Here is a 21,944-nt window from a genome sequence, read left to right as displayed (position 1 = left end):
GGTGTTACTAGGTTGATTTATACAGTTAATTTACAAAAATGCCCGATCGCCTCCACCAATCCCTCAATTTCCCCAACTTCGGTAAAATAGTGAACACAAGCCCGGACACAGTTGGGATTTAGGATCGTTCTCACCATCAGGTTTTCAGCTTCTAAAGCACTGACAAGTTGCTCGTGTTGACCGCTTTCGAGTTGGAAGGAAACTAAACCAGATTCGGGTGGCGTGGTTCGCAGTCGATGCACTTGGGGAACTTGTCCCAACTTGTCCCAGAGTATAGCACTGAGTTTACAGATTTGATCGTATCGCTGTTGGGCAGTGCCCCAGGATTGATGAAAGGAAATGGCCTCGCGCAGTCCTGCGAGTAGGGGATAGGCAGATGTAGCCACCTCATAGCGTCGGCTGTCGGCTTTCCATCCCTTGGGTTGTGCGGTGGTGGTGGTGAGAATGCCACGCCAACCGATATAGGTGGGATTGAGGGTTTCTAAGGCTTCAGGACGCACATATAAACCGCCTAATCCTTCCGGGCCACACCACCATTTATGACCGGTAAAGGCATAAAAATCAACCCCATCATCGGTTAAATTCAGGGGTAAAGAGCCGACAGATTGGGCGGCATCGACTAAGATTTGAGTGTCTGGATTTTGCGATCGCACTTGCTCGACAATTTCCTTTTGTGGCAACACTTGGCCCGTATTCCAAAGCAGATGGCTGATAATCACCAGTTTAGTGTTAGGTTGGACTCGACTGGCGATCGCCTCTACCGGGTTCCCTTCATTCAGCGTTTCCAAAACCGGACAAGTAGAGAGCGAAACCCCAAACCGACGGCCAATTTCTTGAGCTGCGGCAATAATTCCCGGATGCTCGCAATCACTCAATAGAATATGATCTCCCGCTTTCCAGGGAATTCCCCACAGGGCAATATTACATCCCATGGACACATTTTCTGTGAGGGTAATACTACTAGAGGGAACCTGAACTTCAGCCGCGATGACTTCCCTGGTTGCCTGCAATTCTTGAGCCACCCAATCCCCCACCCCATGGGAAAATGGCCCTAGATTTTGAATGTGGCGATAGGAGTTAAAAATGGCTTCTAGTGCAGCTTCCGGCAGCGGCCCTTGACCCCCATAATTAAAATACCCCTTATTGTGCAGAGCCGTAAGCTGTTGCCGGTGTTGAGTCACATTCATGAGCTATTTTAAGTTTTCTCTTCCTAGCTCTCATGATAAATGATCGGTGGCACGATCCATTCATGGGAAAATGTTAGATGAAGCTTTCAACCGTAACCATGACCCAGACGTACACGATTAAAATCCATAATCGCCACACCAACCAACACCATACCCTGCAAGTTCCCGACGACCGCTATATTCTACAAAATTGCGAAACTCAAGGGGCAGAACTGCCCTTTTCCTGTCGTAATGGGGCTTGTACCACCTGCGCGGTGCGTATCCTGTCTGGAGAAGTCTACCAACCGGAAGCCATGGGACTCTCCCCCGACTTGCAACAACAAGGTTATGCCCTGCTGTGTGTCAGTTATGCCCGATCCGATTTAGAAGTGGAAACCCAGGATGAAGATGAAGTGTATGAACTGCAATTTGGGCGCTATTTTGGTAAAGGGAAAGTGGAAATTGGCTTACCTTTAGAGGATGATTAAATATAAATCCGGCTGGAATCGTGCATGGAAAACCCTGGCTTGGGTGAGCTTGAGTCTAGGTTTGGCGGGCTGTCCATCTTCTCCTCCGGTGGGCAAAACGGTGACGGTGGAGAGAATTGTTAGTGGCAATACCCTAGAGGTAATCGGCGATCGCTCTACCTCGGAAACCATCAGACTCATTGGTATTACTGCCCCATCTGAAGAGCAGAAACCCTGGGGCAGGGAAGTTCAACAGTATCTAGAAAACCGTCTTCATCAACAAGCCGTTATCCTGGAATTGGATCGAGAAACTGAAGACCGCTATGGGCGTATCTTGGGCTATATCTGGCATGATGGGGAGTTGATTAACGAAGAATTGGTTAAAGAAGGGTATGTTTTAGCCCAACAATGGTTTCCCAATACCCAATATAGCCAGCGTCTCCAGTATGCCGAGCAAAGGGCAAGAACCCTGGGTTTGGGCATTTGGAATCCGGAAAACCCCATGCGCTTGACTCCTAGTGAGTTTCGTCGTCGTCAACAGCCTGACAGCACTTTGCTCGGTCATCGGTAATGGGCCGTCTCTGTGTCTGAGGGCAAAAAAAATAAGGAGAGCCATAGGACTCTCCCTACCATCAGGGTGCATCTACTTACCATATTATTACATAATAGGGGTGTGGGGTGTAACCCCTTTTTGTAATGTTTTGATGAAAAAAATGGGGTGTTTTAGACCCCATTTTTGTGCCCAAATTCCGTATTTTTTCTAGTTGTCTCCCGTACACTCCCTAGGAGATGAATTAATTTTTGAAGTCAACTTCAGGGTAATCTGGGGGAATACCGCCGATTTTTTGGCAAAAGAGCTGAATTTGGGTTAAACCCTCAGTGTGACTACTGAAAAGACTACGGATCGGAGATCTGGGCACTAATGTGAAGCAATGATGAAGTTCACCCGTCTAATTAACCGTCTAACTGTTTGGCTAACAGTTGGTTGGTTAACTTGGGATCGGCTCGCCCCCCTGTTTTCTTCATCATTTGTCCGACAAAGAAGCCTTTGAGCTTGGTTTTACCCTTGCGATACTGTTCCAGTTCCTTGGGATGAGCGGCTAGAACTTCGGCAATCATGGCGTTGAGGGTTTCGGGATCGGAAATCTGGGTTAACCCCTTACTCTCGACTAATGTTTTCGGCGATCCGCCTTTAGTGAGGAGTTCCGGGAGCAGATCCTTGGCAATTTTGGAGCTAATGGTTTTGGCTTCAATGAGCTGGATCAACTCGGCTAAGGCTTCTGGAGTGAGGGCAATTTCAGTGATTTTCACTTTCTCGGCATTGAGATAAGCGGCAATATCGCCCATAATCCAGTTGGCGGCAAGTTTGGCGGTTCCTCCAGCCGCGAGGGTGGCCTCGAAAAAGGTGGCAACGCTGCTATCATCAGTAATCACGCGAGCATCATAGGAGGATAAGCCTAACTCGCTTTCATAGCGATCGCGTTTTTGAGCTGGTAATTCGGGTAATTCTCCCGTCCATTCCGAGAGTCGATCCGCAGAAACCTCAATGGGGGGTAAGTCGGGTTCGGGAAAATAACGATAGTCGCTCGATCCTTCCTTACTCCGCATACTCACCGTGCGTTGCGCTCCTTCTTCCCACAAGCGGGTTTCTTGAAAAATGGGTTCTCCCGCTTCAATGGCTTCAATTTGCCGTTCAATTTCGTAATCAATGGCCTTTTGAATGGCGCTAAAGGAGTTCATATTCTTAATTTCCACCTTCACGCCAAACTCTTTTTGCCCAACGGGACGCACGGAAATATTCACATCACAGCGCAATGATCCTTCTTGCATGTTGCCATCGCTAACGCCCAGATAGCGGACGATGCGGCGCAATTCTTGGGCATATTCGGCCGCTTCTTCGCCAGAGCGCAAGTCGGGTTCCGAGACAATTTCAATCAGAGGAACGCCTGCGCGATTGTAGTCTACCAGGGAGAAGGTGGAACCGGAAAGGCGATCGCTCCCTCCGTGGACTAATTTTCCCGCATCCTCTTCCATATGTAAGCGGGTAATGCCAATTTTTTTCCGTTTCGCTTTCCCATCTTTATCGGATAACTCAATTTCCAGCCATCCATGTTCGGCAATAGGCAGGTCATATTGAGAAATCTGATAATTTTTGGGCAGATCGGGATAAAAATACTGTTTGCGATCGAACTTACTGTATTTGGCGATCGTGCAGTTCAGGGCTAAACCCGCTTTCACCGCATATTCCAAAACCTTCTGATTCAAAACCGGCAACACCCCCGGTAACCCCAAGCAAATGGGATCGATATTCGTGTTCGGTGTTGCACCAAAGGCTGTGGAAGAATAGGAGAAAATCTTGGTTTGGGTACTCAACTGACAATGAGTTTCCAAACCAATAATCGCTTCATACTCGGTTTTTGCAGGTGCAGCAGTGGCCATAGGTGAAGTCTTCTTATAATTTCAGGTTAAGTTCTATTATCACCGATCTGTGGGGATGGGGGAATGGGGAGATAGGGGGATGGGGGGATAATTGCATAGTCGTAGGGGCGGGTTCACCGAGATCTGGGCAACCGACAAATCGATGTGGTAAACCCGCCCGATCTCCCGCGATAAACGATGATTAATTTGGGTGTATTGGTGGGGTGGGGGCGGGTTTAGGTAAGTTATCGGTAGGTGTTGTAGATTTGGGTAAAACCCGCCCCTACGGGTTTATTTTTTTCCCATTCATCATCAATTAAGCTGCAATTCCTTCGGCGATCAGATGAGTGACATCAGTTCTCTCGCTTGCATGTTCTAAGGTGATCGCACAAATATTCCCGCGATCGTCAAATTCCAACAAAGTTGTCTCGTCAAGCTCTTGAGTATCGACGATGTTAGAGGCGTTGAATTCTAGATATAAGGTATCTGTATCTGGGAAGTATTGGATTTTCACGGCTTGAACCTCCGATCGAAAAATGCATTATGAACCGTTTCTTCATCGGGTAATAAAACGACGCGCAGGTATCGTCCTTGAGCTTCTGTAATTTGTGCCCATCGCCTAACTCTACCATCTGATTGTACTTGAGTCCGTTCAGGGTTCTCTATTACATATAGAATCCACTCGTCCTTAATAAACGAACGGTCTGGACGCTTTCTCACCGAGTCAAAGTATTCAGTCGTTTTCATAGGGTGAGAGGATGAATTTCCTTAGAACTCCGATGGATTATAACCATGATATAGCACTTTGATCTGCTGAAGGGGTACATCGTTATCGGTAGGTGTTGTAGATTTGGGTAAAACCCGCCCCTACGGGTAATGAATAATTACATGGTTGTAGGGGCGGGTTCACAGAAGTTATCGGTGGGTGTTGTAAATTTGGGCAAAACCCGCCCCTACGGATCAATGCATTGGCTTCATTTTTTAATCGATCTGCGAAACTCATTGGCGGCTTCTAAGCGTGACGTTTGTGCCATCAACACGCAGCGAGTGAGCAGTTCTATATCCAAGTCGATCAGTTCTGGGATTGCACTGCGGGAACTTTGACTGTAATTTTCCCCTTGCAGTCGATAGAGGCTAAATACACCATCTTCCCAAAACCATACTTCTGGAATACCTAGGAGGTGGTAGCGTTGCAGTTTGTTGGGGCTGCCACTGGTAAAGATGACTTCGATGACTAAATCCGGGCTAGGCTTAGATGTACCGAAACAATAAGACTCGTCTGGTTCTGCGGAAACTGTACCTTCGCGCTCCTGTGTCGTCGAGCCAAGGGGTTCAAATTCGATGCCCATTTCCAGGCAAAATAACCCAATCAGAAATCCAATTAAGCGACTGAAAAATTCGTGTTCTCGTCCCGGCATGAGAATTTCTACGGTATTTTGGTAGTAAAAAAGTCGCAGATTGCGGCGATCGCCAAATCCAGACTGAAGGAGTTTGAATTGCTCCCAAGTAATCCCAGAATGGACAATACGCTGATCCGAGGATGGACACTTGACTTGTTCGGATTGCAGTTGAACCATAGGCCTATCAATTAAAAATGGGTTATGCCCTATTCTCCATAAAGATGCGCTTAACAAGGGCCGATCGCCCCTCATTTTTGTAAACAATTATTACAATATCCGCGAATTTGCATAAAATCGCCCCAAAAAAACTGACTAACTTATAGGAGGGATAATAAATTTCTGGGAAAATCCGGACGGGAAATTACCCAGAAACGCAACCTTAACAGCCTCCTATGTCCATCCAGAGAGGGATTTTACGGATAGAGTCTCCCGCTCTGGAACTGAAAACGATTAGGAGAATAAATCCATGTTAACGAACCAATCTGGGATTAATGGAGTTGCTCGCACCGTTAAGCGCGTTGCTCTTGGAGTAACGTCTGTGGTTCTCTGTTGGAGCGGTTTGAACCTGGACTCGAAAGCCAATGCTGCTCAGTTTTCCGTCTTGTGGTGGGATACAACAGAGTCTCATTTGGGTCAACTCCGAGATGAAATTCGTGAAGAAATTCCCACTTTTCTAGATGCTTTTGGCGGTGGAGATGTCTTTAATACCACGTATATTTCCCACAAAACATCTGGAGGTCTGGAAGCCCATTTAGCCTCTAACAGCTATGATGTGGTGGTTTTAGATACTCTACGTGCCCCTGGTCGTGTCCCTATTTCTCCATTTAATTCCGCAGATCAGGACGCTTTGAAAGAGTACTATACCCAGAACTCGAATTTAATGCTCGATGGAAGTCTAGCCATCCGTAGTTTTGAATATAAGCCAGAAACTGATTTTCCTGGCCCCAATAATGCCTTGGGTAACTTTACCGCTAATCAAGTTTACGCACTGGCTAAACGGGGAGGAGGGATTTTGATCGGTACCGATCATTACGATTTTCAACTTGATCCTAACTATATGCTTGATGCTCTCTTCCCAGAGCAAATGGCTAGGTTTAGTGGGAGAACGAATCCTTCTACTGATGGGGTATTCTATGGTGCAGATTTACTCAATAGTGCAGTAGAAGTTGCACCTAATGATATTTTCACCCATTGGAGTTCGGTTCCCAGTCAAGGCGTTGCTCCCACCGGTGATTTTATCGACTTTTTGGGTAACCCTGTCACCCTTTACAGTCAAGTTGATGTTGCCAATAAACCGGGTGGGGGGCAAAAATATTCCTATATTTCCACCAGTTGGAAACCCGATGAATGTGAAACTGCCGTTACCGGGACAAGTTCTGCCTGTCATCAAAAAGTGCCTGAACCTTCGGCACTTTTGGGACTGTTAGCCGTTGGCGCGGTTGGTTCCCTGTTGAAGCGGCATTAACATTGATACCGTAGGAGCGGGTTTCACCGAGATTTAGGAAACCAACAAATCAATGGGGTAAACCCGCCCCATCCCCCGCGATAAACGATGATTAATTGGGGTATATTGGTGGGGTGGGGGCGGGTTCACAAAGTTATCGGTGGGTATTCTAGATTTGGGTTTAACCCGCCCCTACCCATCAATTCAATCCGGCAAAATCTCGAAATACTCACAATGTCGTGGACGAATTATAGAAAAATCTCGGCGATCTAGCGTGAGAACACAGGTAATGTTTTCTCTCTCCGCAATAGACGTATGACATTATGCCCTAGCCTCGATGCCAGAAGATACAGCGCAAAGCGCTATATTACTCATCGGATAAAATCAATTGCTTTCGGTGAGTATGGCGCACAGAAAATTCCACTGCATGAGAATTAATTAATTCAAACAGATAAACCACATCTGTTGGACGCAATAGGGTTCCGTCATTGCGGCAACTGCCGAGATAACGAATATGGGCTAAACCGTCAGCAGAAAACGATTCTAATTCTAATTCAAATAACTGCTCTCGCAGGTTAACCCGTTTGGGTTTCCCGGATTTGGTCTGGCCTTCCTTGATGATTTCCTGACGGTCTAAAATGGTCTGAATCCAGTCTTGCCAGTCTTGGGAAGTCACGGACTGGGAACACTCTAGGGTAATTTGGTATTCTGCCCGCTCTAATAATTTGGCGCTGCTTTTCCCTTTTAAGGGGACTTCTTTGGCTTCGTAAAGGGGACATTCGGCGGGCAGTTGGGCGCGAAGACGTTGTAAAAATTCTTCTGGTGGGACGGGCTGGGTGAGTTCAAAATCGACTAATTCGCCACTGCTGGTGATGCCTAATGAGAGGGCGCTGGCAACCATGATCCGGGGGCCGGGATGATATCCTCCACTATAGGCAACGGGTAAGGCAGCGCGACGAACTGCCCGGTCGAGGAGTCGCAGCCAGTCTAGGTGACTAATTTGGGCCATTTCGTCTTGTTTGCCCCATTTGACTCGCAGGCGTTGGACAGGTTGGACTTTGGTGTTGTCGTGAGTTTCTAGTTTGGGAATGGGGGGCGGGGTGACGATGATGTTATGGCCGAAGTCGGTTCCACAGACTCCGCAGTGGGAACAAGTGTCAAAGGAGCAGTCGGGGACGGTGGTTTCTTGGAGGGCGCGTTTAAGGTCTTCTTTGAGCCAGGTTTTGCTGATTCCGGTGTCGATGTGATCCCAGGGGAGGGGTTGATCTATAAGGGACTCAGATGAGGTCACCGAAAGAGACTCAGATGAGGTCACCGAGCGGAGTCGAGGTGAGGTATTTTCAGAAAGATGATCGGGAATGGCGTGCCAGGTTCCTTCGGTAATTTGCCGGTATTTCCAGGTGAGTCCGGCTTCGTCAATGGCTTGTTCCCAAGCATTATAGGCGGTATGGAGGCTCTCCCACCAGGCATCCATGCCTGCGCCGCGCTTCCAGGCTTGGAGGATAACGGGGCCGAGTTGGCGATCGCCTCTTGAAAGGAAGTCTTCCATGGCCGATAATCGAATATCGGTAAAGTTGGCCTTGACTCCCCGCATCTGCCGAAATTGTTCCCGAAGGAGTTCCTGCTTGCGCTCAAATTCTGCTGTAGATACGCTATGCCATTGAAAGGGGGTATGGGGTTTGGGGGTAAAGTTGGAGATGGTGAGGGTAACGCCTAGGCGCTTTCGACCGCGAGTATAGCATTCTTGCTGGAGCCAATGGACGGTTTCGGCAATGCCTAACACATCTGCATCGGTTTCTCCGGGTAAGCCAATCATAAAGTAAAGTTTGACTCGATCCCATCCTTGATCGTAGGCACTTTTTACGCCGCGCAGGAGTTCTTCATTGGTTAAGCCTTTGTTAATAATGTCGCGCATCCGTTGGGTTCCGGCTTCGGGGGCAAAGGTGAGGGAACTTTTGCGCGTGCCCCCGACAATGTTACCAATGTTTTCATCAAACCGGTCTACCCGTTGACTGGGGAGGGAGAGGGCGATTTTTTTGTCTTGAAGTCGGTTTCTGAGTTCTAAGCCGACGGCAGGAAGGGCGAGATAGTCGGAGCAACTGAGGGAGAGCAGGGAGATTTCATTATAACCGGTGGCTTGAATGCCGTCGGCGATCGCCTCAATCGCATCATCGGGAGCCACATCCCGCGCTGGACGGGTGAGCATTCCTGGCTGGCAAAACCGGCATCCTCTGGTGCATCCGCGCCGAATTTCCAGGGTTAAACGGTCGTGGATGGTTTCAATATAGGGCACAAGGGCGACGGAATAGGCGGGCATGGGGGGCGCTGTTCGGCGTAAAATGCGATCGGGCACATCGTCACGCAGGGGAACTACAGGGCCATCTGCCGTGGGTTGATAAAATTGAGGTACATAGACTCCAGGAATTTGGGCCAAATCCAAGAGTAAATCCCCACGACTTAAGTTATTATTTAAGCCTTCTTCCACAATTAAGCCAATTTCTGGCAGCAATTCCTCCCCATCTCCAAGAGCCATAAAATCAAAGAATTGGGCGTAGGGTTCGGGGTTGGAGGTAGCCGTTTGTCCACCGGCAAAAATGAGGGGAAAGTTTCCCTCTTGGCGCTCTTCCCAGGTGAGGGGAATACCGGCAAGATCGAGCATTTCTAGGATATTGGTAGCGCCAAGTTCGTAGCTGAGACTAAAGCCAATGATATCAAAGTCTTGCAGAGGGCGGCGGGATTCAAGGGCAAATAGGGGAGTTTGGGTTTCCCGCAGTTTAGCGCTCATATCTGGGCCGGGTAAATAGGTGCGATCGCACAGTTGACGCGGCTGGGTATTAATAATGTTGTATAGAATTTGATGCCCCAGATTCGATGAGCCTAATTCATACAATTCTGGATAGCTCAACACCCAATGCACAGATGTGTCTGACCAGGATTTATACGCTGCCCCTAATTCCTTACCAATATAGCGAGCGGGTTTATGGATATCGGGGGTCAGTAATTGATCGATGGCAATAACCATAATTTCACCTCTCGTGTTACCTGTGTTTCCAATGGGCGATCGTACAAACCTCTAGCATACCGTAGCAACCTTTCCCCTGTCTTTGATGTTCGACCCAGGGCGATCGCGCCGAATTGGATTTACAACAGCTACGCCAGAAACTACAACAATTAAATATCGATCCCGATTCTCTACGATCGTTTCTCCCGCCCTTCTTATCGGTATCATTACTTTAACCAATCGATCGAATCCATCAGCCCAAGTCTCGATCCTCCCGCGATCCCCGCTCTTGAGTGATCTATGTCACTTCAATTTCGCTAATTCGATCACATCTGAGCCTAGAAATTGACAGTTAACTATAGGTATATCAAGAAAGTGAGGTTCAATTATGATGCCCACCAGTTTAATCCGTCGGTTAGTAGAGCAGATCCTCTACTTAAAACGGCTCACCCCCGAATTGGAAAATGCCATTAACGCAGAATTAACCCGCTTAGGCCATATTTCCGATGTGGATTATGAAGCCCTAGAATTGCTGATGACCGAAATGGATGAAGGGCGTATTCAATTGGTTTCTAATCCCTAGGGTTCTGATTAAGATTCCATAGGCGATCGATAAAAGATCGTAACTGCTGATGCTGTTCACTCCCCTTAGCGTTACCGGGGGGCATTGTTCCTAACTGGGTAATGATAGGAATCACATCGGTGTCTAAGGCTGGATGAAAAGCATCGAGCGGCCATAATAAATCTGGGCCTTGACGTAAATCATAATAAATGGGCAGATCCGTTGACAGAGGGCTATAATCCTCGGCAGATGTTACCAAAAGTAAAGGGCGCACCCAAGCCAAACCCCTAGGGGTAACAATCTGAATCACTTCACTATAGAGGCGATCGCCTCTAACTTCTAAATATACAATTTGATACGGTTGGATATTGTCCCGGTTCTCCATGGTCGAAGATTAACCAATCATCAATTATCCGTTATGGGTATAGATTCTGAGTATACTCGTCGTCGATCAATTTAACAAAAATTCACAGATCTCGACAGGGGATGCTATAATTCCACTTTAGCTAGATCGCCGAGAAGCCTCACGCCATAATCTGTGATTTGGCGTGAGATGAATTGGCGGTTAATTAAGTAGGCTCGATGCCTACTTAATTAACAATATTACTCTAATTGCATAATAGTTGTCATTTTTGAAAATTGGTGCTACAATAAAAGCATACACCAAGTTAAAGTAGATATGCGAACCGCTTACCAGTACAAGCTTAGACCCAATAAAGAACAAGTCGCAGTAATAGAATTGTGGCTGGATTTATTGCGTCGGCAGTACAACTATCGCTTGGGTGAGCGGTTCTCATGGTGGGAAGAAAACTGCTGTCCGGTAAATGCTTGCCCGTTAATAATACCAATTCCTCAACTTAGAGATAATCCAGACTATTATTCTCAAAAAAAGGATTTGGTAAATACCAAAGATAAATTTCCTGAGTACAAGTTAGTTCATTCTCAAGTATTGCAAGATTGTATTAAACGGGTAAAGCTTGGCTTCGATAGATGGTTGAAAACGGATAAAAATGGGCAGAAATTAGGGAAGCCAAGGTTCAAGGGAAAAGGTCGTTATCATAGTTTTACTTATCCTCAAATCAAGCAAGATTGCATAGAAGGAAATAAAATTACTTTACCCAAAATAGGTAAAGTAAAGTTAATTAAACATCGACCGTTGCCAGAAGGTTTTCAAATTAAAACCGTCACTATTAGCCGTAAAGCAGATGGCTATTATGTAACCTTGTCGTTGGAGGATAAATCAGTTCCAGTCTTAACTTGTGATGTTGAACCAATCCTAGAAAATACCCTAGGTATCGACATGGGGCTGAAAGACTTCTTGGTAACGAGTGATGGAGAATCGGTTCCAATTCCTCAATATTATCGAAAGTCTCAGAAGCGGTTAAAGACTCTACAAAAACGTTTATCCCGTAAGAAAAAAGGCAGCAAAAGATGCTTAAAATCTGTGAAATCTGTGGCAAAGCAACATAAAAAAGTTGCCGACAAGCGCAAAGATTTTCATTTCAAAACAGCTAATGAATTATTATCCAAAGCGGATGTTGTGGCCCACGAAAACTTAAATATTAAAGGGCTGGCGAAAACTAAATTGAGCAAGTCGATTAATGATGCTGGATGGGGACAATTCTTAACTATTTTAACTGTCAAAGCTGAGAATGCTGGGCAAAAAACTATAGCTGTGAACCCCAAAAATACTAGCCAAGACTGCTCGAATTGTGGTGAAAAAGTCCCTAAAGAATTATCTATCAGAACTCATTCTTGCTCACATTGCGGTATCGTCATAGACCGTGACTTGAATGCCGCAATAAACATAAAAAATAGGGCGGCAGGGCATTCCGTCCTTAAAGCTCGTGGAGCCCGACGCAATGGCGGGGCTGTGAAGCGAGAAGCCCACACTATAGCGTCAGCTTAGTGTGGGAGTATGTCACGTATACAAAAGAGCGCTGTATCAAGCCAATCAGAGTTCTTAGCATTTAATCGCTCAAATACAAATGCTTTCCTTTGACCCATTACCCAGAGGTATAAAGCTATGTCTGTGGAAACCATTCAAAAACCGTCAACAACTCGCAAAATTGCCCCTCGTTATCGGGTGCTTCTCCATAATGACGAGTTCAACAGCATGGAATATGTCGTCGAAACCCTCCTAAAAACGGTATCGAGCTTAACTCAGCCCCAGGCCGTCAGTATTATGATGGAAGCTCACAATAGTGGCCTAGCCCTAGTGATTACCTGCGCTCAAGAACATGCTGAATTTTACTGTGAAACCCTGAATAATAACGGACTCACCAGTACCATTGAGCCAGATGAGTAAACCCTCAAACCAATGAGGAACATACAAAAAGCGTCAGCCGTTCAAAGAATCCTCCTCTTTTTGGTGGTGCTTTTGTGTGTTTGGTTACCTATTGCCTGGCCCATTTATCTCTGGGTTCCCGATCCCAACTGGCAGAGTATTTTGGCGATGGGGATATTGTATATCGAGTTCCTGTTGCTGGTGTATATCTGGTCTCGCTGGGTTGACCGGATTCCCCATCTCTTCAAATATTATGGGGTGCGGTTAACCCAAGCCAACCGCTTAGAGTTTTTAGCGGGTTTGTGTATTGCTGTTGCCTGTCTTTTCGGGTTGTTTACCCTACAAGAGCTAATGGGTTGGGTGAGTTGGAAACCCTTACCGGCATCGATTACCCTAGTCATTCTAGAAGCAGCCCTGGTGGGTTTCGGAGTCGGTTGTGCAGAAGAGCTGTTTTTTCGCGGATGGTTCCTGAGTGAACTACAACGGGACTATTCCCCGAACCGTAGCGCTTGGATCAACGCCTTGATCTTTGCCGTGCTGCACTTTATTAAACCTCTAGGGGAAATTGTGCGAACCTGGGTTCAGTTTCCGGGTTTGGTGCTTTTGGGTGTCACCCTAGTTTGGGGGAAATATGCAACCTATGGACGGTTAGGATTATCTATTGGTTTGCATACGGGGTTAGTAGCGACCTTTTATGTGATTAACGTGGGTCAGTTGATTGAGTATACCCAAAGCGTTCCCCCTTGGGTGACTGGTATTGATCGAAATCCCCTAGCAGGTATGATGGGGATATTATTTCTCAGTGGGATTGGCTTTTGGCTCAGACGGCGATCGCGCAAGCTTCTGAAACGCTGCTCAAATCCCTGATAACCTAGGAATCCTTACCGGGTCAACTCGAATCTTATGAACACCGTTGTCCTTGAGTCTCACCCTTGTATCCTGGTGATTGAGAGTGATACAAACTTAGCTGAAAAAATGAGTCTGGACTTACAAGAATCGGGTTACGATCCAGTTTTGGCCAGCGATCCGAAACTTTCTCTGACTCAAGCGGATCGGATTAAACCTGATTTAATTATTATCGATCGCATGTTAGTGGGCGATTCGGGGTTAAGTGTTTGTGAAAAAATGAGGGGACAGGGCATTGTGGCCCCGATTTTAATGTTAATGGCCAAAGATACGGTAGAAGACCGGGTCGCTTGTCTAGAGTCCGGAGCAGATGATTATTTTATTAAACCCTATCGACCAGAAGAATTTTTAGAACGCTTGCGACTGTATCTGAAAAGCAATACGGAAAATAACGAACAGTTGCGCTTTAGTGACCTGATTTTGGATCTCGGTACTCGCAAGGCCTTTCGCGATGGACGGGCGATCGAGTTAACGATGAAGGAGTTTGAACTGCTCAAGTGTTTGATGGAACATCCCCGCGATGTGTTAACCCGCGAACAGATCTTAGAACAGGTTTGGGGCTATGACTTTATGGGAGAATCCAATGTGATTGAGGTCTATATCCGTTACTTGCGACTGAAAATTGAACATGAGGGTGAAAAGCGTCTCATTCAGACGGTGCGCGGAGTCGGCTATGTTTTACGGGAACCTTGACATGGTGAAGAAGAACACGGTTAAAAATTTTTCCTCCCGGCATCTCTCGATCCCCCTATATCCCCCTTTTTTAAGGGGACTTTCACTGCCCCCCTTTTTTAAGGGGGGTTGGGGGGATCTAAACGTACTTCAAAAGAGGGGTAATTGGGCTGTATTAGGATTGTGTTTGTGGTTGAGTCTGGGGGCGATCGGATGTGCCGGATCGACTCCTCCCCCTGTTGCTGTCGATCCCATCTCTGAGGAAAACCCCAAGGGACAGCAGTTAGAAGTGTCTGCACAAGTGGCAATTTCTGGAGAAACGATCGATCTAGAAGTGGCTCGTACCCCTGAGCAACAGGCTTTAGGATTAATGTATCGACCCCAATTACCCGATAATCGGGGGATGTTATTTCCCTTTAGTTCTCCTAGAATCCTGACATTTTGGATGAAAAATGTCCCGGTTCCCTTAGATATGATCTTTTTGCTCGATGGAGAAGTGAAGGCTTTAGCCGCTTCGGTTCCTCCTTGTACCACTCCCTCTTGTCCCGTTTATGGCCCGAATGAACCGGTAAATCAAGTGATTGAGTTACGCTCTGGACGTGCCGAAGAATTAGGCCTACAAGTGGGCGATCGCCTGGAGATTGAGTTTTTAGATTCTCCCTAATCCATAGATGGTTACTTAAGGGCTGGATCTCTTGCTGGTCAAGGGTTTTTACGGGTTTATCTTCCAATCTCTATGGCTCAGAGTTGATCCCCATTAACAAAATCGATTAAAAATCTGTACAAGCCTTTACAAAACCTTAAAGTTTTGATAGTCTGAAAAACTTGAAGCGTAATAAAGCCATCAACCCAACCCCAATATCTGGGAAAATGGGTAAACCGGCGATCGCAGACGATCGAGATCTCCTGGAACTTTATATCCTGCTCATCAGACCCTTAACTTTGGGTCAGATTGTGATCGAGATCCTCTTGCATGAGGGTAGACGATCACATCCTGAATTAAAGCCCTTGAATTATGCTTAGATGACGGGGACAGAATATAAACTGACTCCCCCACCCCCCAATTAACAAATCCTGATTTCAAAATAAGTTTTTAAGATAATGAGGTGAAAAATTTGATTATGTCCCCCGGAAGCTACGCCCAATTAATTCGGTTTTTACAAGACGAGTTATCTATCTCTTCTTCTTCGATCTCCTTAGCGATGAGACAGTGCGAACACGATCCCGGCCCCTTACCCATGGTCTTGTGGCAATATGGCTTAGTGACTTTAGAGCAGCTCGATCAAATCTTTGATTGGCTGGAAACTGCCTAGATCTTAGGTCAAGTGGAATCAGACTATGGAGGTTAGAGTTGATCGTCGCTCTAAAACGGATTCTAACTAATGCCTGGATGACGCTTCATCAGGTAATCATCAACAAGTTAAACATCCAAAAGCGGGTTGAATATTCAACCCGCTTTTGGCAATTGTTGCTACAATCAGTTGGGAATTGAGAGTGTTGATTCAGTTCATTGCCCAAATCGTGAAAGTTGAAGTGTTCTATGGAACTATCAAAACTGATTTTTAGGGGTCTTAAAGCCGATCATTTCCGTCATCCCCTGGATCGGGAAGCGACGCAAGCGCTCAAGCAATTACCGGGACTCGATATGGCGATCCGGAATTTGCTCGCTCCCGTGGGAGAAAAATATTTCTATTTGGATAATATTGCCTCTAGTATTTTGGTGAGCGATCGCCAACTGCCCCATTTACACCAGTTGCTCCTAGAAGCCTGTCAGATCTTAGACCTAGAACCCCCCCAACTCTACATTAAACAGCATCCGGTTCCCAACGCCTATACCTTCGCCATGCGGGGACGACAACCGTTTATGGTGGTTCATACCTCTTTGATCGAACTGCTTAATCCCGAAGAAATTCAAGCCGTGATTGCCCATGAATTAGGCCACCTCAAATGCGACCATGGGGTATATCTGACCTTAGCCAACCTGATGGTACTCGGAGCTAGTTTAGTCCCCACCTGGGGAACCGTAGTCGCTCAACAACTACAGAGCCAGTTAATGGAATGGGTGAGGTGTGCTGAGTTTTCCTGCGATCGCTCCGCCCTCCTCGTCAGCCAAAATCCCAGAGTCGTCATGTCCGTCCTCATGAAACTCGCCGGGGGATCGCCCTCTCTGGCTCCCCAACTTAACCTAGATGCCTTTATTGACCAAGCCCGTGCCTACGATCGCATTGATGAGAGCCAACTCGGTCAACTGCTCAAAGAAGCCCAAAGTTCAGAACTTACCCACCCCGTTCCCGTTCTCCGGGCACGGGAAGTGGATCGATGGGGAAGAAGCCAAGATTATCAAAACCTGTTGCAAAATCTGAAAATAGGTTATAATGATCGAGCTATCCACAAGGGCGGATGGCGAAATTGGTAGACGCACCACACTCAAAATGTGGCACCTTCGGGTATGAGAGTTCGAGTCTCTCTCCGCCCATATCGACAAGGAGATAAAAAAGAAGATACAGCCAGAAAGCTGTATTTCCTGCATCTCCATCCCCCCAACCCCCCTTCAAAAAGGGGGGCTGTTTACAGCCTGCTTTCCAAGTAGGGGGATTTTCTGCAAGCGGACATGATTAGAAAATCTTGCTTTTTTAATAATATCGCTATATAGTTATATTAATAACTAAACATTTATCAACTCGTCTCTGGTTAGGGCGAGGTCAGTACACAAGCAAGCTTTGGAGAAAAAAAGATGACAGACGTTGTGGTAATTGGTGCAGGTTTAGGTGGGCTGCCCGCAGTACATGAATTACGCAGCTTACTACCCAAGAGCGATCGCATCACCCTCATTAGCGATCACTCCCACTTTACCTTTATCCCTGGATTAATCCGAGTCGCCCTCGATATGGCTTCTCTAGAGTCCATTCAAATCGATCTCGAACCCCATCTGAAACGCTTAGGCATTGAATGGATTAACCACAAAGTCACGGATCTCAACCCCCATACCCAAACCATTACCGTAGAAGGCGGGCAAACCGTTGACTATGATTATGTAGCGATCGCCACTGGAGCCTCCTTCGCCTTTGACGCAATCTCTGGCCTCGGCCCCCATGGCGGTTACACCCAATCCGTTTGTACCCCCGATCACGCCATACATGCGCGAGAAGCCTGGTTAAAATATCTGGAAAACCCCGGCCCCATGGTCGTGGGAGCCATGGCCGGAGCGGGCTGTTTTGGCCCCGCTTACGAATTCCTCCTCATGGCAGATTGGGAATTACGCCGTCGAGGATTACGCGATCAAGTCACCCTCACCTATGTCACCCCAGAACCCTACATCGGCCACCTCGGCGTAAATAATGTCAAAAACTCCCAAGAATACACCAGCGAACTGCTACAAGAACGGGGCATCCAAACCATTACCAATGCCGAAATTACCCACATTAGCCCAGACACCGTTACCCTGAAAACCGGTGAACAACTCCCCTTCAGCTACTCCATGATATTACCCGCCTTCCGGGGAGCCACATACCTGCAACAACTCCCAGACCTTGCCAACGCCAAAGGCTTTATTCCCGTAACCCCCACCTATCGGCATCGGGACTTTCCCTCCGTCTATGCCCTAGGAGTAACCGTTGCTCTCGACCAACCCGATCGAACCCCCATTCCCATCGGTTTACCCAAAAGTGGAGCCATGACCGAAGCAATGGCCGTAGCTGTGGCCCATAATATTGGTGTCGCCAGTGGAGCCATTTCAGCCCCCTTCCAGCGCCCCACCCTAGAATCCGTTTGTTTAGCCGAATATGGAGATACAGGCATTGTGTATGTGGCCATTCCGGTATTACCCGATCCGAGTTTGGGAGAGCGCCAAAACTCCTATGCTCTTAAAGGCCATTGGGTCGTTTGGGCCAAAGAACTCCTGGAATATTACTTTATAGTGAAAATGAAATGGGGTTTAGGAGTGCCCTGGTTTGAACGCTTGGGACTGCGGATATTATTCCAAGTCAATATTTCCAAACCCTATATCGAACCCCAATTCATTACTAATGGGTAGAGTCATATCCCAACTTTTGCCTAGCTAACTGTAGTCATGGTTTTGTCCGTTGTTCATTCAACTGGGTCTAAGTTAAAGTAGACATAAGGGAATTTCTTTGTAAGTAGCCTGGATATAACCATGACTTCACCCCTGATCAAAAAATATAAACTTGCCTTTGAAAAATATTGGTTAGCAATTCCCATTGGCCTGATGGTAGGGGCACTTGGGGGTGGAGGATTTGCAGTGCTTCAAGAACCCCAAGGTCTTCCCAGTTATAAATTCCAAGCGGTTTTGCGAATTACTACGCCTCCAGTAACGATTTCGGAAACCGGAACCTCTATCCAGGCCCAAAGCCAACAACTTAAAGAAAATGCTGAAGAGTTGCTCTTAACCGGTGAGGTCTTAGAAACGGTTGCGGATCATCCCAAAATTCAGATTAACCCTAGGGAATTACAGAAAGAGGCTTCAATTCGGGACAATAGTCGAACCCCTTCTCTGTTGTATGTGTCTTTCACTTGGGATAATCGATCGCAAGGTAGACAAATTACTGAAGTGTTAGTGCAAGAGTTGATTCAACAAAGCCGTCGCCTCAATACCAGTCGCTTGCGGTCGATTATTCAAACCCTCAATGAGCGCTTACCGAAGGTGGTAGAAGAGCTGCGTAAGGCGGAAAATGAGCTGGAAGCATTTATTCGACAAACGGAATTCGCAGAAATTAAACGGACTCAATTACCGGGTTCAATTACGCAAAATGAACAGCAGCAACGACAATTAGAGTTGCAAATTGAAACGGTGGCAACTCAGATGGCGAGTCTGCAACGGCAATTGGGTTTGAATCCCGATCAAGCCTATGCTTCAGCCGCTTTAAGTGCCGATCCGATCATTCAAAGATTGCGGGGTCAGTTGTATGAGTTAGAATCTCAGGAGTTGTTGCTTCGTCAAACCCTGCGCCCGGATAATCCGCAAATGGTGGAGTTAAGACGACAATTAGCCTCGTCAGAGAATTTGTTAACAGCGCGAGCGGCTGAGGTGATTGGGGGGGATGGACTGGCTGCCCCCTTGAGAAGTGGTGACCAAATTCGTAAGGATAGTAGTCTCGATCCGGCACGGCAGGCGATCGCCCAAGAATTGGTAGGTCTGCAAACCCAAAAAGAAACCCTAGAGAAAGAATTGGCAGTCGCGAAAACCATTGCCGCCGAATTGAAACAGGAATATGCTGGGTTGCCCAATACTCAAGCAGAACGGGCGAGATTAGAACAGCAGGTGGTTTTGACCAAACAATTTTATGACACCATTCAAGCCAAATTGATTGATGCCCAAACCGCCGAAGCGGAAACGGTGGGTAATTTAAACATTGCCCAACCGCCCCGATTAGCTGACACCATTGTTCCGCCAGCCCCTTTACCGATTTTGCTGCTCCTACCGGCTGGCGCAGTCGGGGGCACAATTTTAGGAGCAGCAGCCATCTTTGGTTTGGGTATGGTATTCGCTACCGCTATGCAAACCGTGGAAGATATTCAAGCCTTTGTTAGTGAGCGTGAAGTGCAAATTTTGGGGATTCTACCCTTTGTCGAAGAGTGGGATGCTTTTGGGGTAGAAGTGCCGCTCATGCTCTCTCGCCATTCCCCCTATTTGGATAGTTATGAACGATTCCGCTCTACATTGCGGCAAGTGGAAGAAAAGCCCAAAGTGGTCTTAGTTACCAGTGGCGATCGCCAGGAAGGAAAAAGTGTCACTGCCTATAATTTGGCGATCGCCTCCGCCAGAGCCGGAAAACGTACCCTCCTGATCGAAGCCGACTTACGCAACCCCTCCAACGCCCACAACCTAAAAGTCGTTCCCGATCCCGACTCCACCCTGGAACCCCTGCGCTACTACAGCCAAATTAGCGACTGCATTCGCCTGGTTCCCAACATTGAAAACCTCTACATTGTCCCCAGTTTTGGCCCCTACGAATATGCCGCCGCCGTAGTCGAATCCGCCGAAATGCGCCTTCTAATCCAAGATGCTCGCCAACGGTTTGATTTTGTCGTCGTTGACGCTTCTGCCCTCAATCTCTGTAACGATCCTCTCATTTTAGAGCGCTATACCGATGGCGTAATCCTCGTCACCCGTGCCGGTTATACCATCAGCGACCATTTAGCCGATAAAATTGACCTCCTCGAAGAATCCGAGGACTACAGTTTATTGGGCATTGTGATTAATGCAGAGGAAATGAACATCCAGCCCCTACCTCCACCGGCGATCGTCGAAACTCCCGATCTCAATGGAGACCTTGAGTCTGAAGCTATCCTGAATGAGGGCAATGGCACTCATGCCTTCCCACGTAATGGTCATAATGGTCATAATGGTCATAATGGTAATGGCAAAGCTCCCACACCACGGCCTGGAGAAAAAAGCACAAAACGATAAGCCCACCAAGCCGGATAAAGAGATTCCCTGGAGAAAGAATCAACAAGGGTTTAATATTCTATGAAGAGTTTTCAGATAAAATAACTGGGCAAACCCTTACTCCCATACGATCCCAGGAGCGCTCTTCACCTATCCCAAGCGTTGAACCCAATGACTCAGTTCAAAACTGCCTTTACCATCTTTTTAAGCCTCATTGTTGAAGCTTTTCCCTTTCTGTTACTGGGAGTATTACTTTCTAGCGCCCTTCTCTTTTTTGTAGATGAGCGCAAACTCCTGAACTTTATTCCCAAACACCCCTTACTCGGAGCGCTGGCAGGAAGCGCCATTGGCTTTCTATTTCCGGTCTGTGAATGTGGCAATGTGCCCGTTGCTCGTCGGTTCTTACTTCAGGGATTTCCCCCTTCGGTGGCAGTGGGTTTTTTGCTGGCTGCACCGACGATTAATCCCGTGGTGATTTGGTCAACCTGGACAGCTTTTCGAGACCAACCGGAATTAGTCGTCTTTCGGGTCATCTTTTCCTTGCTGATTGCCACAGGAATTGCTTGGATTTTTAGTTCACAAGCGGATTTGCGCCCCCTGTTGCAACCAGGAATGGTGCGCTTAATGCCTGCTGCTGATTCTAGCAGTTCTAATTTTAATTCTGACTTTGATGAAGAGAAAGATGAATCCTTATCGCTCTTGCAATCGGGAACCTATATTATTGGCGAGCAGGGGAAACGGGTACGTCTGGATCAGTCAACTTGGGACGCAACCCAGTTATCTCAAGATTTAGTCAAACAGCCTTGGTCTTATCGCGCACGCTTGTTTATGGACAATACGCTGCAAGAGTTACGGGAGTTGGGGGGAGTGTTAGTCATTGGCAGTGCGATCGCCGCTATCATTCAAGTAGGAATGCCCCGCGATCTCATCCTAGCCGTGGGCACAGGCCCTGTCAGCTCAATTGTTGCCATGATGATTTTAGGGGCAGTGGTCTCCATTTGCTCCACCGTTGATGCCTTTTTTGCCCTCTCCTTTGCCTCCACATTTACGAGCGCCTCCTTACTGGCTTTCCTCGTTTTTGGCCCCATGATTGATATCAAAAGTGTCGGGCTGATGTTGTCGATGTTTAAACCCAGGCCTATTATCTATTTATTGGTTTTAGCCGCCCAGTTAACCTTTGTGTTGACCTTTCTCTATCACATGGTGGATTAATTT

At 47.1% G+C, this 21,944-nt stretch carries 21 protein-coding genes, 1 tRNA gene and 1 pseudogene; 15 read left to right on the top strand and 8 right to left on the bottom strand.

Features of this window, described 5'->3' with window-relative positions; translation table 11 throughout:
• Positions 1 to 17: 17 nt before the first annotated feature.
• Positions 18 to 1,187 carry an aminotransferase class V-fold PLP-dependent enzyme gene (locus tag PJF56_RS08110; RefSeq protein ID WP_283762151.1) on the bottom strand — a complete coding sequence of 390 codons (1,170 nt, stop codon included), beginning with the start codon at positions 1,185 to 1,187 and terminating at the stop codon, positions 18 to 20.
• 98 nt (positions 1,188 to 1,285) lie between these two features.
• On the opposite strand from PJF56_RS08110, the gene PJF56_RS08105 reads away from it, so the two are divergent.
• Complete coding sequence (locus tag PJF56_RS08105) at positions 1,286 to 1,654, top strand: 2Fe-2S iron-sulfur cluster-binding protein (RefSeq protein ID WP_347179487.1); 369 nt, start codon at positions 1,286 to 1,288, stop codon at positions 1,652 to 1,654.
• Complete coding sequence (locus PJF56_RS08100; protein ID WP_283762149.1) at positions 1,647 to 2,204, top strand: thermonuclease family protein; 558 nt, start codon at positions 1,647 to 1,649, stop codon at positions 2,202 to 2,204. Before PJF56_RS08105 ends, PJF56_RS08100 begins: the two co-directional genes overlap by 8 nt.
• Before the next feature lie 383 nt (positions 2,205 to 2,587).
• On the opposite strand, the gene gatB is transcribed toward PJF56_RS08100, so the two are convergent.
• From gatB to PJF56_RS08080, 4 genes are all read right to left on the bottom strand, one after another.
• Positions 2,588 to 4,072 (bottom strand): Asp-tRNA(Asn)/Glu-tRNA(Gln) amidotransferase subunit GatB, encoded by a 1,485-nt coding sequence (gene gatB / locus PJF56_RS08095; protein WP_283762148.1) that lies wholly within the window; start codon positions 4,070 to 4,072, stop codon positions 2,588 to 2,590.
• Positions 4,073 to 4,367: 295 nt separating this feature from the next.
• Positions 4,368 to 4,565, bottom strand: a complete 198-nt coding sequence (locus tag PJF56_RS08090; RefSeq protein ID WP_283762147.1) for a DUF2283 domain-containing protein — start codon at positions 4,563 to 4,565, stop codon at positions 4,368 to 4,370.
• Positions 4,562 to 4,798, bottom strand: a complete 237-nt coding sequence (locus tag PJF56_RS08085; RefSeq protein WP_283762146.1) for a hypothetical protein — start codon at positions 4,796 to 4,798, stop codon at positions 4,562 to 4,564. Before PJF56_RS08085 ends, PJF56_RS08090 begins: the two co-directional genes overlap by 4 nt.
• A gap of 227 nt (positions 4,799 to 5,025) precedes the next feature.
• Positions 5,026 to 5,628, bottom strand: a complete 603-nt coding sequence (locus tag PJF56_RS08080) for a Uma2 family endonuclease (protein ID WP_283762145.1) — start codon at positions 5,626 to 5,628, stop codon at positions 5,026 to 5,028.
• A gap of 289 nt (positions 5,629 to 5,917) precedes the next feature.
• Between PJF56_RS08080 and PJF56_RS08075 the strand changes: the two genes are divergently transcribed.
• A complete protein-coding gene (locus PJF56_RS08075; RefSeq protein WP_283762144.1) occupies positions 5,918 to 6,916 on the top strand; it encodes a PEP-CTERM sorting domain-containing protein in 999 nt (332 codons plus the stop codon).
• Positions 6,917 to 7,099: 183 nt separating this feature from the next.
• Here PJF56_RS08075 and PJF56_RS22115 read toward each other — a convergent pair.
• Positions 7,100 to 7,207, bottom strand: a pseudogene (locus PJF56_RS22115) (VapC toxin family PIN domain ribonuclease); the annotation flags it as partial.
• 55 nt (positions 7,208 to 7,262) lie between these two features.
• Positions 7,263 to 9,917, bottom strand: a complete 2,655-nt coding sequence (locus tag PJF56_RS08070; RefSeq protein ID WP_283762143.1) for a TIGR03960 family B12-binding radical SAM protein — start codon at positions 9,915 to 9,917, stop codon at positions 7,263 to 7,265.
• A 367-nt stretch (positions 9,918 to 10,284) separates the two neighbouring features.
• Between PJF56_RS08070 and PJF56_RS08065 the strand changes: the two genes are divergently transcribed.
• Entirely contained in the window at positions 10,285 to 10,479 is a 195-nt protein-coding gene (locus PJF56_RS08065) for a hypothetical protein (protein ID WP_283762142.1), read from the top strand.
• Here PJF56_RS08065 and PJF56_RS08060 read toward each other — a convergent pair.
• Positions 10,469 to 10,843: a hypothetical protein gene (locus PJF56_RS08060; RefSeq protein ID WP_283762141.1), complete on the bottom strand. Its 375-nt coding sequence runs from the start codon at positions 10,841 to 10,843 to the stop codon at positions 10,469 to 10,471. The genes PJF56_RS08065 and PJF56_RS08060 overlap by 11 nt on opposite strands.
• A gap of 294 nt (positions 10,844 to 11,137) precedes the next feature.
• Between PJF56_RS08060 and PJF56_RS08055 the strand changes: the two genes are divergently transcribed.
• From PJF56_RS08055 to PJF56_RS08005, 11 genes are all read left to right on the top strand, one after another.
• The gene (locus tag PJF56_RS08055) at positions 11,138 to 12,367 is read left to right on the top strand and encodes an RNA-guided endonuclease InsQ/TnpB family protein (RefSeq protein WP_283762140.1); all 1,230 of its coding nucleotides are present in this window, start codon (positions 11,138 to 11,140) and stop codon (positions 12,365 to 12,367) included.
• A 117-nt stretch (positions 12,368 to 12,484) separates the two neighbouring features.
• Positions 12,485 to 12,766 carry an ATP-dependent Clp protease adapter ClpS gene (gene clpS / locus PJF56_RS08050; protein ID WP_283762139.1) on the top strand — a complete coding sequence of 94 codons (282 nt, stop codon included), beginning with the start codon at positions 12,485 to 12,487 and terminating at the stop codon, positions 12,764 to 12,766.
• A gap of 12 nt (positions 12,767 to 12,778) precedes the next feature.
• Positions 12,779 to 13,612, top strand: coding sequence for a CPBP family intramembrane glutamic endopeptidase (locus PJF56_RS08045; RefSeq protein ID WP_283762138.1), 834 nt, complete (start codon positions 12,779 to 12,781; stop codon positions 13,610 to 13,612).
• A 36-nt stretch (positions 13,613 to 13,648) separates the two neighbouring features.
• The gene (gene nblR / locus PJF56_RS08040; protein WP_283762137.1) at positions 13,649 to 14,344 is read left to right on the top strand and encodes a response regulator transcription factor NblR; all 696 of its coding nucleotides are present in this window, start codon (positions 13,649 to 13,651) and stop codon (positions 14,342 to 14,344) included.
• A gap of 166 nt (positions 14,345 to 14,510) precedes the next feature.
• Entirely contained in the window at positions 14,511 to 14,987 is a 477-nt protein-coding gene (locus PJF56_RS08035; protein WP_283762136.1) for a DUF192 domain-containing protein, read from the top strand.
• A gap of 457 nt (positions 14,988 to 15,444) precedes the next feature.
• Positions 15,445 to 15,636, top strand: a complete 192-nt coding sequence (locus PJF56_RS08030; RefSeq protein WP_347179486.1) for a DUF2949 domain-containing protein — start codon at positions 15,445 to 15,447, stop codon at positions 15,634 to 15,636.
• Between the two features lie 227 nt (positions 15,637 to 15,863).
• A complete protein-coding gene (locus PJF56_RS08025; protein WP_283762134.1) occupies positions 15,864 to 16,739 on the top strand; it encodes a M48 family metallopeptidase in 876 nt (291 codons plus the stop codon).
• Positions 16,718 to 16,799, top strand: a tRNA-Leu gene (locus tag PJF56_RS08020). The genes PJF56_RS08025 and PJF56_RS08020 overlap by 22 nt, the downstream gene beginning before the upstream one ends.
• A 258-nt stretch (positions 16,800 to 17,057) precedes the next feature.
• On the top strand, positions 17,058 to 18,356 hold the full coding sequence (locus PJF56_RS08015) for an NAD(P)/FAD-dependent oxidoreductase (RefSeq protein ID WP_283762133.1): 1,299 nt from the start codon (positions 17,058 to 17,060) through the stop codon (positions 18,354 to 18,356).
• Between the two features lie 120 nt (positions 18,357 to 18,476).
• Positions 18,477 to 20,750, top strand: a complete 2,274-nt coding sequence (locus tag PJF56_RS08010) for a GumC family protein (protein ID WP_283762132.1) — start codon at positions 18,477 to 18,479, stop codon at positions 20,748 to 20,750.
• Positions 20,751 to 20,900: 150 nt separating this feature from the next.
• Positions 20,901 to 21,941: a permease gene (locus PJF56_RS08005; protein WP_283762131.1), complete on the top strand. Its 1,041-nt coding sequence runs from the start codon at positions 20,901 to 20,903 to the stop codon at positions 21,939 to 21,941.
• Positions 21,942 to 21,944 lie beyond the last annotated feature (3 nt).

It is taken from the genome of Roseofilum halophilum BLCC-M91, assembly GCF_030068445.1.
Taxonomy (GTDB): Bacteria; Cyanobacteriota; Cyanobacteriia; order Cyanobacteriales; family Desertifilaceae; genus Roseofilum; species Roseofilum halophilum.
This window is presented reverse-complemented; position numbering and strand designations above follow the sequence as displayed.

What these genes read in the sequence shown, in the direction of transcription:
- PJF56_RS08110 (WP_283762151.1), bottom strand. Translation starts at nt 1,187, where the DNA reads ATGAATGTGACTCAACACCGGCAACAGCTTACGGCTCTGCACAATAAG.
- PJF56_RS08105 (WP_347179487.1), top strand. Translation starts at nt 1,286, where the DNA reads ATGACCCAGACGTACACGATTAAAATCCATAATCGCCACACCAACCAA.
- PJF56_RS08100 (WP_283762149.1), top strand. Translation starts at nt 1,647, where the DNA reads ATGATTAAATATAAATCCGGCTGGAATCGTGCATGGAAAACCCTGGCT.
- gatB (WP_283762148.1), bottom strand. Translation starts at nt 4,072, where the DNA reads ATGGCCACTGCTGCACCTGCAAAAACCGAGTATGAAGCGATTATTGGT.
- PJF56_RS08085 (WP_283762146.1), bottom strand. Translation starts at nt 4,798, where the DNA reads ATGAAAACGACTGAATACTTTGACTCGGTGAGAAAGCGTCCAGACCGT.
- PJF56_RS08080 (WP_283762145.1), bottom strand. Translation starts at nt 5,628, where the DNA reads ATGGTTCAACTGCAATCCGAACAAGTCAAGTGTCCATCCTCGGATCAG.
- PJF56_RS08075 (WP_283762144.1), top strand. Translation starts at nt 5,918, where the DNA reads ATGTTAACGAACCAATCTGGGATTAATGGAGTTGCTCGCACCGTTAAG.
- PJF56_RS08070 (WP_283762143.1), bottom strand. Translation starts at nt 9,917, where the DNA reads ATGGTTATTGCCATCGATCAATTACTGACCCCCGATATCCATAAACCC.
- PJF56_RS08065 (WP_283762142.1), top strand. Translation starts at nt 10,285, where the DNA reads ATGATGCCCACCAGTTTAATCCGTCGGTTAGTAGAGCAGATCCTCTAC.
- PJF56_RS08060 (WP_283762141.1), bottom strand. Translation starts at nt 10,843, where the DNA reads ATGGAGAACCGGGACAATATCCAACCGTATCAAATTGTATATTTAGAA.
- PJF56_RS08055 (WP_283762140.1), top strand. Translation starts at nt 11,138, where the DNA reads ATGCGAACCGCTTACCAGTACAAGCTTAGACCCAATAAAGAACAAGTC.
- clpS (WP_283762139.1), top strand. Translation starts at nt 12,485, where the DNA reads ATGTCTGTGGAAACCATTCAAAAACCGTCAACAACTCGCAAAATTGCC.
- PJF56_RS08045 (WP_283762138.1), top strand. Translation starts at nt 12,779, where the DNA reads ATGAGGAACATACAAAAAGCGTCAGCCGTTCAAAGAATCCTCCTCTTT.
- nblR (WP_283762137.1), top strand. Translation starts at nt 13,649, where the DNA reads ATGAACACCGTTGTCCTTGAGTCTCACCCTTGTATCCTGGTGATTGAG.
- PJF56_RS08030 (WP_347179486.1), top strand. Translation starts at nt 15,445, where the DNA reads ATGTCCCCCGGAAGCTACGCCCAATTAATTCGGTTTTTACAAGACGAG.
- PJF56_RS08025 (WP_283762134.1), top strand. Translation starts at nt 15,864, where the DNA reads ATGGAACTATCAAAACTGATTTTTAGGGGTCTTAAAGCCGATCATTTC.
- PJF56_RS08015 (WP_283762133.1), top strand. Translation starts at nt 17,058, where the DNA reads ATGACAGACGTTGTGGTAATTGGTGCAGGTTTAGGTGGGCTGCCCGCA.
- PJF56_RS08010 (WP_283762132.1), top strand. Translation starts at nt 18,477, where the DNA reads ATGACTTCACCCCTGATCAAAAAATATAAACTTGCCTTTGAAAAATAT.
- PJF56_RS08005 (WP_283762131.1), top strand. Translation starts at nt 20,901, where the DNA reads ATGACTCAGTTCAAAACTGCCTTTACCATCTTTTTAAGCCTCATTGTT.